14 protein-coding genes are annotated in these 14,055 nt (G+C 66.6%); 2 read left to right on the forward strand and 12 right to left on the reverse strand.

The genetic code is table 11. The annotated features are described in order from the left end of the window. Positions 1–11 precede the first annotated feature (11 nt). Positions 12–1,259: a DUF4439 domain-containing protein gene (locus ACIQXM_RS00445; RefSeq protein WP_400926005.1), complete on the forward strand. Its 1,248-nt coding sequence runs from the start codon at positions 12–14 to the stop codon at positions 1,257–1,259. A 2-nt stretch (positions 1,260–1,261) separates the two neighbouring features. Beyond that, a complete protein-coding gene (locus ACIQXM_RS00450; protein ID WP_400926010.1) occupies positions 1,262–2,212 on the forward strand; it encodes an aminoglycoside phosphotransferase family protein in 951 nt (316 codons plus the stop codon). 12 nt (positions 2,213–2,224) lie between these two features. Here the strand turns inward: ACIQXM_RS00450 and ACIQXM_RS00455 are convergent, their stop codons facing one another. The 12 genes from ACIQXM_RS00455 to ACIQXM_RS00510 form a co-directional block, all read right to left on the reverse strand. Then, positions 2,225–3,022 carry a sulfite exporter TauE/SafE family protein gene (locus ACIQXM_RS00455; RefSeq protein WP_400926012.1) on the reverse strand — a complete coding sequence of 266 codons (798 nt, stop codon included), beginning with the start codon at positions 3,020–3,022 and terminating at the stop codon, positions 2,225–2,227. 9 nt (positions 3,023–3,031) lie between these two features. After that, a complete protein-coding gene (locus tag ACIQXM_RS00460) occupies positions 3,032–4,831 on the reverse strand; it encodes a proline--tRNA ligase (RefSeq protein ID WP_400926015.1) in 1,800 nt (599 codons plus the stop codon). Between the two features lie 226 nt (positions 4,832–5,057). Beyond that, positions 5,058–5,804, reverse strand: coding sequence for a hypothetical protein (locus ACIQXM_RS00465; RefSeq protein WP_400926018.1), 747 nt, complete (start codon positions 5,802–5,804; stop codon positions 5,058–5,060). A gap of 50 nt (positions 5,805–5,854) precedes the next feature. After that, positions 5,855–6,778, reverse strand: coding sequence for a GNAT family N-acetyltransferase (locus ACIQXM_RS00470; protein WP_400926021.1), 924 nt, complete (start codon positions 6,776–6,778; stop codon positions 5,855–5,857). Then, positions 6,732–7,898: a flavodoxin-dependent (E)-4-hydroxy-3-methylbut-2-enyl-diphosphate synthase gene (gene ispG / locus ACIQXM_RS00475; protein ID WP_400927667.1), complete on the reverse strand. Its 1,167-nt coding sequence runs from the start codon at positions 7,896–7,898 to the stop codon at positions 6,732–6,734. Before ispG ends, ACIQXM_RS00470 begins: the two co-directional genes overlap by 47 nt. A 131-nt stretch (positions 7,899–8,029) precedes the next feature. Next, positions 8,030–8,320, reverse strand: a complete 291-nt coding sequence (locus ACIQXM_RS00480) for a YciI family protein (RefSeq protein ID WP_400926024.1) — start codon at positions 8,318–8,320, stop codon at positions 8,030–8,032. Between the two features lie 25 nt (positions 8,321–8,345). After that, positions 8,346–8,843, reverse strand: a complete 498-nt coding sequence (locus ACIQXM_RS00485; protein ID WP_400926027.1) for a hypothetical protein — start codon at positions 8,841–8,843, stop codon at positions 8,346–8,348. Beyond that, positions 8,843–9,523 carry a MarR family transcriptional regulator gene (locus tag ACIQXM_RS00490; RefSeq protein ID WP_400926029.1) on the reverse strand — a complete coding sequence of 227 codons (681 nt, stop codon included), beginning with the start codon at positions 9,521–9,523 and terminating at the stop codon, positions 8,843–8,845. The genes ACIQXM_RS00485 and ACIQXM_RS00490 overlap by 1 nt, the downstream gene beginning before the upstream one ends. Before the next feature lie 89 nt (positions 9,524–9,612). Then, positions 9,613–10,959, reverse strand: a complete 1,347-nt coding sequence (locus ACIQXM_RS00495) for a M50 family metallopeptidase (protein WP_400926032.1) — start codon at positions 10,957–10,959, stop codon at positions 9,613–9,615. 40 nt (positions 10,960–10,999) lie between these two features. After that, complete coding sequence (gene dxr, locus ACIQXM_RS00500) at positions 11,000–12,244, reverse strand: 1-deoxy-D-xylulose-5-phosphate reductoisomerase (protein WP_400926035.1); 1,245 nt, start codon at positions 12,242–12,244, stop codon at positions 11,000–11,002. Positions 12,245–12,514: 270 nt separating this feature from the next. Continuing rightward, complete coding sequence (locus ACIQXM_RS00505) at positions 12,515–13,237, reverse strand: NAD(P)H-binding protein (protein ID WP_400926037.1); 723 nt, start codon at positions 13,235–13,237, stop codon at positions 12,515–12,517. An 18-nt stretch (positions 13,238–13,255) separates the two neighbouring features. Beyond that, entirely contained in the window at positions 13,256–14,053 is a 798-nt protein-coding gene (locus ACIQXM_RS00510) for an HpcH/HpaI aldolase/citrate lyase family protein (RefSeq protein WP_400927669.1), read from the reverse strand. Between the last annotated feature and the right edge of the window lie 2 nt (positions 14,054–14,055).

The raw sequence follows: 14,055 nt of genomic DNA on the forward strand, positions 1-14,055 counted from the left end.
GGGCTCGTTTCATGGCATCATCAGATGTAGTGAAGAAGCCCCCGAACCGTGCAGAGTCCGCGGCCGGCCGCGCCGGACGGGCGACGACGGCCCTGGGCGGGGTGAGGCGTACCACTTTGCTGGCTGTCCTGGCCGCCGTGGTCCTCAGTTTCAACCTCGCCGCCGGAACCACCCCCTCCGAGGACCGGCCCGCCAGCTTTTCGGAGATCGCACGTGCCGACGCACGCGCTTCCGCAGCCGGGCTCTCCCGGCTGGCCAGGGAGTTCTCCGGGAACCCTGCGGAGTCCGCCGCACCCCGGGACACTCAGACTCAGGTCACTCAAGCTCAGGCCGCTCAGACTCAGGTCGCTCAAACTCTGGCCGCCGAGATCACTGCCCAGGCGGGAATCCTCGCTGAACAGTCCGCGCTCCTCGCCTCGCCCGAACGCCTGCCGGAGGGAATCCCCGCTTTCACACTCCCCTCTCCGGAAGCTCACGCCGGAGCTGCCGAGGAGTATGTTGCGGCGCTGTCCGATTCCGCCCGGGCCAGCTTGGATGCGGCAATGCGGGCCGACGACGGCACGGCGCGCCTGCTTGCGTCCACCGGTGCGGCACAGCAGGTTTTGGCTGTCCGGGCCGCCGGCGCTGCAGGACTGCCCGCACCGGAAGCGTGGACACCGCCCCGCGCCCCGCAGCCGGGCGCGGACCGGGATTCGGATCCCGCTTCTGACGGCAGCTGCCCCGGGGAGCAGGATGTTACGGTTCCGGCCCAAGCGCAGGGCGGCCCTGATGCGGCGGGCGCCCTGCAGGGCGCCGTGGACGCTGAATACGGCGCCGCCTACGCCTATGAAGTGGCCATGGCACGTACCCCCGAGCCGGCCGGACGCAGCTCACTTCGCGAAGCGCGGAACGGTCACCTGGCGGCTGGTGCCCTCGCTGTGCAGCTGCTGCCTCAGCTCTGCCTGCCGGCGCTGACTCCGGCGCCCGCTTACTCCCTGCCGTCGTCGTTCGCCCTGGACCCTGCCTCGGCCCTGGCGGCCCTGGAAGGATCCCTTCCCGGTGTCTACGCGGATCTGGCCGCCTTGGGCACCGGAAGCGTCCGTGCACTGGCTGCGCAGCGCCTGGTTCAGGTCAGCGCGGACCTGTACGCGGACACGGCAGCCGCCGATATCTTTGCTGAGTCCGGTTCCGGCGTTTCCGCTTTCCCCGTGCCGGCGGCTCCGGGACTCGACGCCGAGCCCGCCGCACTTCCCCGCCTGCCGGCGTCCCCTGGCCGATGACCATGCCCATTCCCCTCAGCATCCCCGGTGCGCTTGCGCAGCGCTATGGCCGCACCCGGGCAGGACGGAACTGGCTGGCCGGACTGCCTGCTGTCATTTCCGAGGCGCTGGAGCGATGGGAGGCAGCGCCGGACCTGCCCCGCGGTGCCGAACCGTGGCACGGCCACGGAGCCCTGGTCCTGCCCGTGCACTCACCCCGGGGTCCCGCCGTCCTGAAAGTTGCCTATCCGCACGAGGAAGCACTGACAGAGGCCCCCGCCCTGGCGTTGTGGGGTGGAAACGGTGCCGTGCACCTGTATGCCAGCGATGCCTCCAGCGGCACTTTGCTGCTGGAACGGCTGGACCACCGTCGGGATCTGCGCAGCACGGATATGGAAACGGCAGTGGAGGCATGGGGAGCCGTGATGCGGAAAATCTCCCTCCCTGTGACGGAATCACCGCTGTGGGCCGGGATCCCGCCGCTGGCGGAACGGGTGGAACAGCTCTCCGATGAACTGCCGGCTGACTGGGAAGAACTGGGCCGGCCCTTTGAACGGACCCTGCTGGAGGCTGCCCTCGAGGTTTGCCAGACCCGCGGCGCCGTTGGCCGCCGCAGCAGCAACGACGTTTTGGTCCACACGGACCTGCACTTTGAGAACATCCTGTACCGGAACGGCGGTTCCTCCGCCGGGCAGGGATTCGTGGCCATCGATCCGCAGGCCATGGTCGGGGAGGCGGAATTTGCTGTCGCTCCGATGCTGTGGAACCGGATGGAAGAGCTGGATCAAAACCGGCCGCAGGCGGATCTGCGCAGGCGGCTGGAGCGGCTGTGCAGCGCAGCGGGGCTGGATGATGAAGCGGCCCGGCAGTGGAGCGTGCTGCGGGAAGTGGAGAATGCGCTGGACTACATCCGGAACGGCCAGCGGGCCGACGCCGACCGTTCCGTGTGGGTGGCTGCTGCGGTAGCCGGGTAATTCGACAGGCGGTTATCCCCTGACGTTTTCCACCCATACGTCGTAGCCAAGCTTGCAGATCAAGGCACCCACCACCACCAGGAACACGATGCGGATGAACTTGCTGCCCTGCTTGACAGCCATCCGCGCACCCACATAGCCGCCGACCATGTTGGCAATGCCCAGGATGAGTCCCACGCCCCAGAGCAGGGCGCCGTTGGGCAGGAAGAACGCGAGGGCCCCGAGGTTGGTTGCCATGTTCACGATCTTTGCCTTGGCGCTCGCGGCCAGGAAGTTGTAGCCCAGGAAGGTAACCATGGCAATGATCAAAAAGGAGCCGGTCCCGGGCCCGATCAAACCGTCATAGAACCCGATGGCCAGGCCGATCCCGATTGCCGTGCCGTAGTGCCGGCGTCCGGTGTGCCGCAGTTTGGTCAGCTCCCCCACTGTGGGGCGAAGCGCCGTAAAGATTGCCACGGCAATCAGCGCCACCACGATGATGGGCTTGAAGAGCGACGACGGCAGGGAGACAGCCAGCGCCGCGCCCCCGAAGCTGCCCAGCAGCGCGACGGCGGCCATGGGCAGTGCCGTCTTCAGGTCCGGGTGGGCGCGGCGGTAGTACGTGACGGCGCTGGTGGTGGTGCCGAAGATGGAGCCCATCTTGTTGGTGGCCAGCGCCTGGACCGGGGTGATCCCCGGAATCAGCAGCAGGGCGGGAAGCTGCAGCAGCCCCCCGCCTCCCACTACGGCGTCAATCCAGCCGGCAGCAAGGCCCGCCACCACCACAAGGAGGATGGTGGCGAGCTGAATCTCCTCGAGACCGGAGACCACGCTGCGCCGTTACTGTGCGGCTGCGCGGCGAACGTACTCCACCGCTTCAGCCACGGGCACGTTTTCGGCGTTGCCGGTGGCGCGGTCCTTGACCTCTACGACGCCGTCGGCCAGGCCGCGGCCAACCACCAGGATGGTGGGAACGCCGATGAGCTCGGCGTCACCGAACTTCACGCCCGGGGAGACCTTGGGACGGTCATCGTAGATGACTTCCAGTCCTGCGGCTTCGAGTTCCCCGGACAGCTTGGCAGCCGCCTCGAAGATCTCCTCGCCGCGTCCGGTGGCCACCACGTGGACGTCGGCCGGGGCGACGGCGCGCGGCCAGATAATGCCCTTGTCATCGTGGTTGGACTCGGCCAGCGCGGCGACCGCGCGGGTAACACCCACACCGTAGGAGCCCATGGTGACCGTGACCAGCTTGCCGTTCTTGTCCAGCACCTTCACACCCAGCGCCTCGGCGTACTTACGTCCGAGCTGGAAGATGTGGCCCATCTCGATGCCGCGGGCGGCTTCCAGCGGGCCGGTTCCGTCCGGAGCCTCGTCGCCTTCGCGCACCTCAACGGCCTCGATGACGCCGTCCCAGGTGAAGTCGCGGCCGGCTACCAGCCCGATCACGTGCTTGCCGGCGACATTGGCTCCGGTGATCCAGCTGGTGCCGGAGACCACGCGCGGATCCACCAGGTACAGCAGGCCGGTGGAGGATTCGGTGCCCAGGACGGGTTCGGCGAGGGACAGTCCCGGGCCGATGTAGCCCTTGACCAGGCCGGGGTGCTTCTTGATGTCCTCGTCGGTGGCGGGTTCAACTTCGAGCTCGCCGCCGATTTCCACATGCGCGGCGATGTTCGCTTCGATGCGCTTGATGTCCACGGCGCGGTCGCCGGGAACGCCGACGACGACGATCCGGCGTTCGCCGGTGGGCAGCGTCACGGCCAGGACCACGTTCTTCAGGGTGTCGGCAGCAGTCCATTCGCCCGATTCGCGGCCGAACCGTGCATTGGCCTCGGCCACCAGGGTTTCGATCGTGGGAGTGTTCGGGGTGTCCACCACCTGCGCGGCCGGAGCAGCGGAGTAGTCGATCTCGGCCGGGGCCACGGTGGTGACGGCTTCGACGTTGGCTGCATAGCCGCCGGCGGACCGCACGTAAGTGTCTTCGCCCACCGGAGTCGGGTGCAGGAACTCTTCGCTCTTGGACCCGCCCATTGCACCGGAGACTGCGGAGACAACCACGATTTCCAGGCCGAGGCGTTCGAAGATGCGCAGGTAGGCGCCGCGGTGCGCCTGGTAACTGGCCTCCAGGCCCTCGTCGTCAATGTCGAAGGAGTAGGAATCCTTCATGATGAATTCGCGGCCGCGCAGCAGGCCGGCGCGGGGACGGGCTTCGTCACGGTACTTGTTCTGGATCTGGAACAGCGAGACCGGCAGGTCCTTGTAGGAGCTGTAGAGGTCCTTGACCAGCAGCGCGAACATTTCCTCGTGGGTGGGAGCCAGCAGGTAGTCGTTGCCCTTGCGGTCCTGCAGCCGGAACAGATTGTCTCCGTATTCGGTCCAGCGGTTGGTGGCTTCGTACGGTTCGCGCGGGAGCAGGGCCGGGAAGTGCACTTCCTGGGCTCCGATGGCGGCCATTTCCTCGCGGATGATGGTCTCCACCTTGTTCAGGACGCGCAGGCCCAGCGGCAGCCATGAGTAGATGCCGGGGGCGGCGCGGCGGATGTAGCCGGCACGCACCAGCAGGCGGTGGCTGGCGACGTCCGCGTCGGAGGGGTCGTCGCGCAATGTGCGCAGGAAAAGAGTGGAAAGTCGAAGGACCACGCTGGGAATCCGTTTCTGCAGCCGGTGGCTGCATTCATGCTGGGACAAATGAGGGAAATACTGCTCCCCTCTAATCTAGCGCGTGCTGCCCCTGCTCCCGGACATGCGGCAGGACGACGGCGGGGCCCGGCCTGCACCGCAGGCCCTGCCCCGGCGTCCCCCTGTCCCGGTGTCCCCCGTGTCCCGGTGTCCCCTGCTCCGGCAGCGGGATCCGACCCGGGGCAGGTTAGTTCTTTTCGAGTTCGGCCAGCGCCGCGTTAATGGTCGTCTCGGCGGCCGCCACCGCAGCGTCCTCATCTTCGGGGTCAAACAGAGTCACGCCGGCGTTGACGGTGCCCGAGACGGCGCTGACCTGGATTACCGTCCCCAGGGGTTTTCCATCCCGGCTGAGCTCAGTCCGGAAAGCCTGAGTGGACGGTGCCTGCGTTGAGGCGTCAATGGTTTCCACTGAACCGTCGATTGCCGTCCCGCCCAGCTCCGCCGTGAAGTTCCCGCAGTCCTTGATGAGCTGCCTGCTGCCCTCGGTCTGCTGATTCGGCGCTGACGCATTGTCGTAGCTGATCAGCATCAGCATGTCGGAGCCCTCCAGCCCCACGGCGGCAAGATTTCCGGCAGAGATTTTCTCGTCAAGGAAAGACGACATAAGGCTGCGGCACTGCTCCGGCGCAATGGTCACGCCCGTGAAGGGATTCTCGGCCAGCAGGGGGCGCACGGCGGCGTCGTTCCGCACTTCGCCGTTCAGTCCCTGGCCGGCTTTAACTGCGGTGAGTGCCGCCTCAAGCTCATCCGCCGTGTACTGCTCCCGGCCTGCCGCCGGAGCAGGCGTGAAGGAGGGCGCGGATGAGGCCGGTGCGGAAGCAGATGAAGCCTGCGAGGCGGGGGAAGCCGAAGAGGCACTCTCGCCGGAGCTGCAGGCTGAAAGGGCCAGGATCCCGGCCAGGCAGAGCGCTCCGGTCTTCATGGTGTTGTTCATGATGTTTCTTTTCCCCCGGGTGGTGTCAGTCAGTTAGGGCGGGCGTTCCGTCAGAAGAGGATGGTGGCAAAAGTGCCTACCTGTTCAAACCCCACGGCTTCGTAGGTGGCACGGGCCGGTGCGTTGTAGGAATTGACGTAGAGACTCACCAGCGGCGCAACCTGCCGGGCAGCCTCCACCACGGCGGACATGTAGGAGGCGCTGAGCCCGCGGCCGCGGTAAGCGGGGTTCATCCAGACACCCTGGATCTGCACCGCACCGGTGGACACCGTTCCCAGTTCCGCCTTGAACACCACCTGCCCGGAAGAATCAAAATCCACCAGGGACTGCCGCCGGGCAATGAGGGATTTCACCCGCTGCCGGTAGTGGTGGCCGCCGCCTGCCAGGGGCGAATATCCCACTTCCTCCTCAAACATGGCAGCGCAGGCAGGGAGCAGAACATCAAGTTCGGACGGCTGCGCATAGCGCAGTCCGGGCGCCGGTTGTACCGGTGACAGCCCGGTCATCTGCAGCAGCGGCTGGTCGCTGCGCACATCGAAGGGCCGGGGGCTGGAATGCTGCAGCTCGGACCAGATGGACAGCACGGCTTCGGCCGGACCGAAGATGGAGGAATAGCGGTGCCCTGACCGGGCCAGGAACTGTCCGATCTCGGGTCCGTTTTCGGCGCTCACGCCCACCGGGACCACATTGACACCGGCCCAGCAGGCGGCAGTCAGGGCGCCGGCGTCGTCGAAAACGCCGACAACCCGCCCGCCGGCCGGCGTGGGCGCAGCGGTGCGGGTTGTTTCGAGATGGGAGAGCAGGAAGATGTTGGCTACCGGGTCCTGCTCCGCGAGGGACCACAGGGCATCGGTGTCCTCCTTGCCCAGAAGGCGGAGCGCGCCGGAGCTGGCCCCGCGGACGTTCGGTCCGCCGGAGTCAGCGGTCTTAGCCGACAACAACCATGGGGCCACCCGTGCCAGCATCTTCGCCATCGGACTCCCCCATGCTCTCTGCGATCTTCATAGCCTCTTCAATGAGGGTCTCAACAATCTGATCCTCAGGGACAGTCTTGATGACTTCCCCCTTCACAAAAATCTGTCCCTTGCCGTTGCCGGAGGCAACGCCGAGGTCAGCTTCGCGGGCTTCGCCCGGTCCGTTGACGACGCAGCCCATGACGGCGACGCGGAGCGGAACTTCCATGCCTTCCAGACCGGCGGTTACCTGCTCAGCGAGAGTGTACACGTCCACCTGGGCGCGGCCGCAGGACGGGCAGGACACGATCTCCAGCTTGCGCGGGCGCAGGTTGAGCGACTGCAGGATCTGGTTGCCGACCTTGACTTCCTCCACCGGCGGAGCGGAGAGAGAGACGCGGATGGTGTCGCCGATGCCCTTGGACAGCAGCGCACCAAAGGCGGTGGCGGACTTGATGGTGCCCTGGAAGGCGGGGCCTGCCTCAGTCACGCCCAGGTGCAGGGGCCAGTCGCCGCGTTCAGCGAGCAGCTCATAAGCGCGCACCATGACCACGGGGTCGTTGTGCTTGACGGAGATCTTGAAGTCGTGGAAGTCGTGTTCCTCAAAGAGGGACGCTTCCCACACGGCTGATTCCACCAGGGCTTCGGGGGTGGCCTTGCCGTACTTCGCGAGCAGGCGGGGATCCAGCGAGCCGGCGTTGACGCCGATCCGGATGGAGGTGCCGTGGTCCTTGGCTGCCTGGGCGATTTCCTTGATCTGGTCATCGAACTTGCGGATGTTGCCCGGGTTCACCCGGACAGCCGCACAGCCGGCCTCAATGGCCGCAAAGACGTACTTCGGCTGGAAGTGGATGTCCGCGATCACGGGGATCTGCGACTTCTTCGCGATGATGGGCAGGGCCGCTGCATCATCGGCGCTGGGGCATGCCACGCGGACAATGTCACAGCCGGACGCCGTAAGCTCCGCAATCTGCTGCAGGGTGGCGTTGATGTCCGTGGTGGGCGTGGTGGTCATGGACTGAACGCTGATAGGGAAGTCTGAACCAACCCCCACCGAGCCCACTTTGATCTGGCGGGTTTTGCGCCGCGGTGCAAGGGTGGGCGGCGGTGCTGCTGGCATTCCAAGGTTGACCGAGGTCAAAACGTCCTCCATGTGCCTTATCGGCAGTAATTTCGACTGAAGCTAATGCGCCGCTAAAGATGCGCTAGTCCATTATCCACCCGCACCGGTGCGGGATGTACGAATATCGTTCTGAGCTTAGAGCTGTGGATTTAGACCAGGTGCGCGAAGGCGCCCACGGCCGGGGCCCACGCAGTGGTTTTCATGCCGGAGATGGCTCCAACTGAAGCAAAGGGATCCTGCTTGAGCAGGGACATGAGGTCCGACTCATCTTCCGCGGTGAAGATCAGGAGGGCGCCGGCGCCGTCCAGGAACGGACCGGAGGCAAGCATCCGGCCTTCCTCTGCCAGCTCGGCAAGCCACTGACGGTGGCGGGGGCGGTGCTCATCGCGGATCGCGGCGGAGTCTGAGTCGTACACGTATTCAACTGCGAAAATGCTCATTGCTCCACCCTACGGGATGTCATCGTCACAGCAGGAAGGCGCGGGCTGCGGCCGCCACGCCAACCGCCCACAGCATGGAGGCCAGGGTGCCGATAATGAACCGTTCAGCTGCTGCGGGAGTTTCCTTGAGCTCCGCGTACCGGCCGAGGCCCTTCACCGCCACCACATAGGCGATGGCCACCGGCTCGGAAGCCAGGACGGCGGCCGCGACGGCCAGGCGTTCCAGGACGCCGATCACCAGTCCGCCGCGAAGCACCGAGCCCGCGGCAGGAGTCCGGCTTGTATATCGAGGCGGTGCTGACGGCGGCGGACCTGCCGATGCCCCGCCGGACAAAACCGGCCCCTGCACCCGGCCCGCGGCCCGCAGTTCTCCGTCCAGATCCTGATCAGCGGCGGGATCGGCTTCGGTAAACGGCGGACCGGAAGCTTCCACCGCGCGGGCGAGCCGGAGCACTCCGGCCGTAACGGGCCAGCCGAGGAGTGCCGCCGCCAGCAGGGTCAGGACTATCCAGATGAAGTCCATCACCGGTGCTCCGTCTCATCGGCAGGGCGCCGGACATCGGCTTTGGATGACGCCTCGGCCTGGATTGGGTCCGCCGTGGTTTCCGCCGAAGCCTGCGAGTCCGCGCGGGCCAGGAGCACCGCTGCAGCAGGGCGGGCCGCCCATTCTTCCTGCCATCCGGCTCGGGCTGCGGTTTTTCCCACTGACTGCGGGCTGACCCCGAGCTTACGGGCGGCAGCGCTTTGGGCTCCCCAGATCCCGGGTTCCACATGGTCCAGAATTCGCCACTGTTCTGCGCTGCGGTCCCGGATCAGCCGGCCGATCAGGACCAGCACTGCTTCGGCCTCAGCCGCCCCGGGAGCCCCGGCCACTGCAACCGGCGGACGGTCGCCGGTTTTCTTGGCCCGGTCAACGGCCTCGCGGGCCGCCACGAAGGCCGCCCCCGATGCCTCGCGGGTGGTGGCGGGCAAGGGAGTATCCACGGGACCCACTCCGATGCCCACGGACCAGTGGCCGTCCCGCAGCGCCCTAAGCGCAGCGTCCACGGCCACCGACGCGTCGCTGGCGATGCCCTGGACTTCGTCACCCACGGACCGTTCGAACGGGCGGTCCAGCGGCAGGTTTCCCAACAGCTCGAGGAGGTCCGGAACACGGTCCCGGCCGCTGCGGCTGCCTTTTTGGTCGACCGTCAACACGAACATATTGAAACCGTATGCGGTTGTAATTCAAATTACAACCGATTCCGGCTTCAACTTCGGGAATCGTCCGGATCGCGGTGTGGACGAGCTTGCTAGTTGAAGAGGCTGACCGGCTTCACGATGTCTGCGTAGATCAGCAGCACGCTCATTCCCATCAGCAGGGCAAACACCACGTAGGTCACCGGCAGCATTTTGGCGAGGTCAAAATGACCGGGATCCGGCCGCTTGAAGAGTTTGGCGGTGCGGCGGCGCAGCCCTTCCCACAGGGCTCCGGCAACGTGCCCGCCGTCCAGAGGCAACAGCGGAATCAGGTTGAACACAAAGAGGGCCAGGTTAACGCTGGCCACCAGGCCAACCAGTGTGGCCACCTTGCTGGCAACCGGCACCTCTTCGAGGGCGGAGATCTCTCCGGCTATGCGGCCCACGCCCACCACGCTGATAGGGCCGTTGGGATCCCGCTCTTCGGAAGAGAAGGCCGCCTTGCCTACGTCCACGACGCGCTGCGGCAGATGGACAATGACGCCCGCAATGCTCTTCAGGTTCTCCCCCACGGCCGGGAGAACAGCAGAACCCGGCTGCCGGACCAGCTCCGTGGAAGCTGCCACTCCGATGAAACCGACTTCCTGCGTCACGGGGTTGCCGGCGTCGTCCGTGACGGGCGCACCGTCGTCGCCGGCCACCGGCCGTTCCGTCAGCAGCGGCGTGATGACGGTTTCCTGTTCCACGCCGTCGCGCTCGTAAGTGATCGGCACCTGGCGGCCGGCTGCTTCCTTGATCTGCGCCGAGAGGTCATCCCAGCCGGACACGGGGTTGCCGTCAAAGGCGGTGACGGTGTCGCCGGGCAGCAGCCCCGCCTGATATGCGGGAGCGGCCGGGTCGGCGTCCGTGCACTCGGTCTGGCCCTGTGCCGCCTGGTCGGAGGTGATGACGCACTGGTTGACCTCGGCGAGCGTGGTGGTGCTCTGGGCCGTGCCGAAACCCATGAGCAGGACGGCGAAAAGAACAGTGCCAATCACCAGGTTCATGAAGGGACCGCCGAGCATCACGATGATGCGCTTCCAAATCGGCAGGTTGTAGAACATCCGGTTCTCGTCGCCCGGCTGCAGCTGCTCGGCTGCAGCGGCACGGGCATCCGTGGCCAGCTGCTGGAACATTCCGGTGCTGGAGGCGCGGACTGTGCCCTCGGCGTCGTCAGCCTTGTTGGGCGGGTACATGCCCACCATGGACACATAGCCGCCCAGCGGCAGTGCCTTGAATCCGTATTCGGTTTCGCCGCGGCGCCGGGAGAAGACGGTGGGACCGAAGCCGATCATGTACTGCGTCACCCGGACCTTGAAGGCCTTGGCCGGCACCAGATGGCCCACCTCGTGCAGGGCGATGGACACGGCAACTCCCACCGCCACAAACAGCACGCCGAGGATGAAGAGCAGAACGGTCAACGGATTTCCTTCGGATCAGGGGAACAACGGGTCATGGCCTTTAGCGTCCGCAGCGTTTCCGTGCAGCCTCGCGGGCCCACTTCTCCGCTGCCAGCACTGACTCCAGCGTCAGCGGCGCAGAGTCGGTGTGTTCGGCAAGTACGGCGGCGATCGTATCAACGATGTCTGTGAATCCGATGAGACCGTCGTGGAAGGCATCCACAGCCTCCTCATTGGCGGCGTTGTACACGGCCATTCCGGTCCCGCCGGCTGCGGCGGTGCGCTTGGCCAGCGCGACGGCGGGGAAGGCTTCCTCATCCAGCGGCTCGAACGTCCACTCGGCGGCGCGGGTCCAGTCGCACGGCTTGGCAGCTCCGGGTACACGGTGCGGCCATCCCATACCGAGCGCAATCGGCAGGCGCATGTCCGGGGGCGATGCCTGCGCAATGGTGGAGCCGTCCACGAACTGGACCATGGAGTGCACCACGGATTGGGGATGCACGACGACGTCGATCTTCTCCAGCGGGACGTCAAAGAGCAGGTGTGCCTCGATCACTTCGAGGGCCTTGTTGACCATGGACGCAGAATTGGTGGTGACCATCCGGCCCATCTTCCAGGTAGGGTGCGCCAGCGCCTGGTCGGGGGTGACGTTCTGCAGTTCCGAACGCGCCATGCCGCGGAATGGTCCGCCGGAGGCAGTCACAATCAGCCGGTCCACTTCCTCCGGGGTGCCGGAGCGCAGCGCCTGGGCAAGAGCGGAGTGCTCCGAATCCACGGGCACCAGCTGCCCGGGGGCGGCGGCTTTCTTGACCAGCTCTCCCCCGACGATCAGGGATTCCTTGTTGGCCAGCGCCAGCAGGTGCCCGGCGGCCAGAGCCGCAAGGGTGGGTTCCAGTCCAATGGAGCCGGTAATGCCGTTGAGGACCACATCGGCTTCGGGCCACGCCGCGATGGCGGTGGCGGCCGAGGGGCCGGTGAACAGCTCCGGGTCGTAGTCCGTCACGCCTGCGGTGCGGGCGGCGTCCTGCACCGCTTTGTTCAGGGTTGCAGTGTCCACGAGAGCGCAGCCGACGGCAGCTGCCCGGGTGTGGACGGCCTGACGGGCCAGCAGCTCGACGTTCGTCCCGCCGGCAGCGAGGGCAACGATGGTGAAAAGCTCGGGTGCGGCATCGGCCACGTCAATGGCCTGGGTGCCGATGGAACCGGTGGAGCCCAAGAGCACGATGCGGCGGGGAACGCCCTCGGTGCTGCCAAAGGGCCGGTCAGTAGCTGCGGACGGGGTGCCGGGAATTCCTGGAAGCTGCATGTTTCCAGTATCGCGCACGGGCGCCGCCGGGGATCGCCCGCGGCACGGTTCCCGTCCAATCCTTCGGGCAGCTCCCGGGCTCAAACACCCGCCCCGCGAAACCTTCGGGCAGCTCCCGGGCTCAAACACCCGCCCCGCCAAACCTTCGTACAGCTCGCGGGCTCAAAAAGGAGTTTTCGCCCGGTTTAGTCCCTTGAACTGCACGAAGGATTTTCGCAAGGCCCGTTATCTGCACGACGGACGCCGACGGCATGAAGAAGGCGCAGGCAGTTAGAGGGTGATAGGCAGCGCAGCCACGGCGTCCGGGATGCTCGACGAACCGGTGACGACTTCCAGGATCTGCCGGCTGCCGCGGCCGCTGTTGATCAGCTCCGCGAGGACGGCAGCGACGTCGTGGCGGGGAATGCTGCCCTGCGGCACGGACGGAGCCAGCTCCACCAGTCCCTCACCCTGATCATTGGTCAGGCGTCCGGGCCGCAGGATGGTCCAGTCCAGATCACGGGTGATGAGGTCCTCTTCCGCGGCAAGCTTTGCCGTGAGGTAGGCATACATGACGTCGTCCAACCCGTCCGGCCGGGCACCTCCGCGGACGGCGTCCAGCCCCACCGAGGAAATCTGCACGAAGCGCACCACCCCGGCCTGTTCGGCGCCCTCCGCCAGCAGGACGGCGGCGCCCCGGTCAACAGAATCCTTGCGCTCCGCCCCGCTGCCCGGTCCGGCGCCGGCGGCAAACACCGCTGCATCAGCACCGGTCAGGACCTGGATGACGTCGTCGGCCGTGCTGTTCTCGAGGTCAATGACCACCGGCGCTACGCCGTCGGCCTCCAGATCCCCCGCCTGGTCAGGGTTGCGGATCAGGCCTGCCACATCGTGACCGTGGGCGGTGAGCAGCCGGCCCAGTTCGCGGGCAATCTGGCCATGGGCTCCTGCTATGACTATGCGCATCCTTCGAAGGTAGCGCAGCGCGGTCCCGGTGTCCCGGGCACACTGCAAAACCCGCAGCAGCCTTCGTTAGCGGCCGGCGCGCTGCAGGGTCTGGCGGGCCTGCTTCAGCAGCGGACCGTCGATCATTTCACCCCGGAAACTGAACACCCCGCCGTGCTTGGCGGCCTCGGCGGTCACATCCTCCGCGTAGGCCAGTTCCTCTTCCGACGGCGCATAGGCGGCCCGCACGGCTGCCACCTGGCCCGGATGGATGCAGGCCTTGGCAGCGAACCCGGAGGCCGCTGCATCTCGTGCCTCGATCTCCAGGCCCTGGACGTCCGGGATGTTGCCGTAGATCGAATCCACTGCACCCTTGCCGAAGGCACCGGCGGCCAGCAGCACCGTGGCCCGTGCATGCTGTGCCACACCCCGGTAGCTGCCGTCCGGTCCCCTGCTGGAGTCCCCGCCGAGGGATGCCATCAAGTCCTCGGCGCCCCACATCAGGCCCGCCACGCAGGAGAGCTGCGCAATCTCCGCGGCACGGACCACGCCCAGCGCCGTTTCCAAAAGTGCGAGGACCGTGAAGCCGGCGAGCGCCGCCTCCATGGCGGCGGGGTCTTCGGCTTTGGCCACCATCAGCGTGCGGTACGGGGTCCGGCGCACCGCGGCCAGGTCTTTCTCGAAGTCCGGAGTGCCCACCGGGTTGACGCGGACTATGGTGGTGGCCGGATCCAGGGTGGAGGCGATAAGGTTTTGGCGAGCCGCCTCCTTGTCAGCGGGTGCGACGGCGTCTTCCAGGTCCAGGATCACCGCGTCCGCCCGGTCGGCTGCCTTGGTGAACCGTTCCGGCCGGTCTCCCGGGCAGAAGAGCAGTGCAGGTCCCATGG

Origin of the sequence: Arthrobacter sp. NPDC097144 (assembly GCF_044762205.1) — a bacterium.
Taxonomy (GTDB): Bacteria; Actinomycetota; Actinomycetes; order Actinomycetales; family Micrococcaceae; genus Arthrobacter_B.

Excerpts from the sequence above, each read along its gene's own strand:
- ACIQXM_RS00445 (WP_400926005.1), top strand. The coding sequence starts at position 12 with ATGGCATCATCAGATGTAGTGAAGAAGCCCCCGAACCGTGCAGAGTCC.
- ACIQXM_RS00450 (WP_400926010.1), top strand. The coding sequence starts at position 1,262 with ATGCCCATTCCCCTCAGCATCCCCGGTGCGCTTGCGCAGCGCTATGGC.
- ACIQXM_RS00465 (WP_400926018.1), bottom strand. The coding sequence starts at position 5,804 with ATGAACAACACCATGAAGACCGGAGCGCTCTGCCTGGCCGGGATCCTG.
- ACIQXM_RS00470 (WP_400926021.1), bottom strand. The coding sequence starts at position 6,778 with ATGGCGAAGATGCTGGCACGGGTGGCCCCATGGTTGTTGTCGGCTAAG.
- ACIQXM_RS00480 (WP_400926024.1), bottom strand. The coding sequence starts at position 8,320 with ATGAGCATTTTCGCAGTTGAATACGTGTACGACTCAGACTCCGCCGCG.
- ACIQXM_RS00485 (WP_400926027.1), bottom strand. The coding sequence starts at position 8,843 with ATGGACTTCATCTGGATAGTCCTGACCCTGCTGGCGGCGGCACTCCTC.
- ACIQXM_RS00490 (WP_400926029.1), bottom strand. The coding sequence starts at position 9,523 with ATGTTCGTGTTGACGGTCGACCAAAAAGGCAGCCGCAGCGGCCGGGAC.
- dxr (WP_400926035.1), bottom strand. The coding sequence starts at position 12,244 with ATGCAGCTTCCAGGAATTCCCGGCACCCCGTCCGCAGCTACTGACCGG.
- ACIQXM_RS00510 (WP_400927669.1), bottom strand. The coding sequence starts at position 14,053 with ATGGGACCTGCACTGCTCTTCTGCCCGGGAGACCGGCCGGAACGGTTC.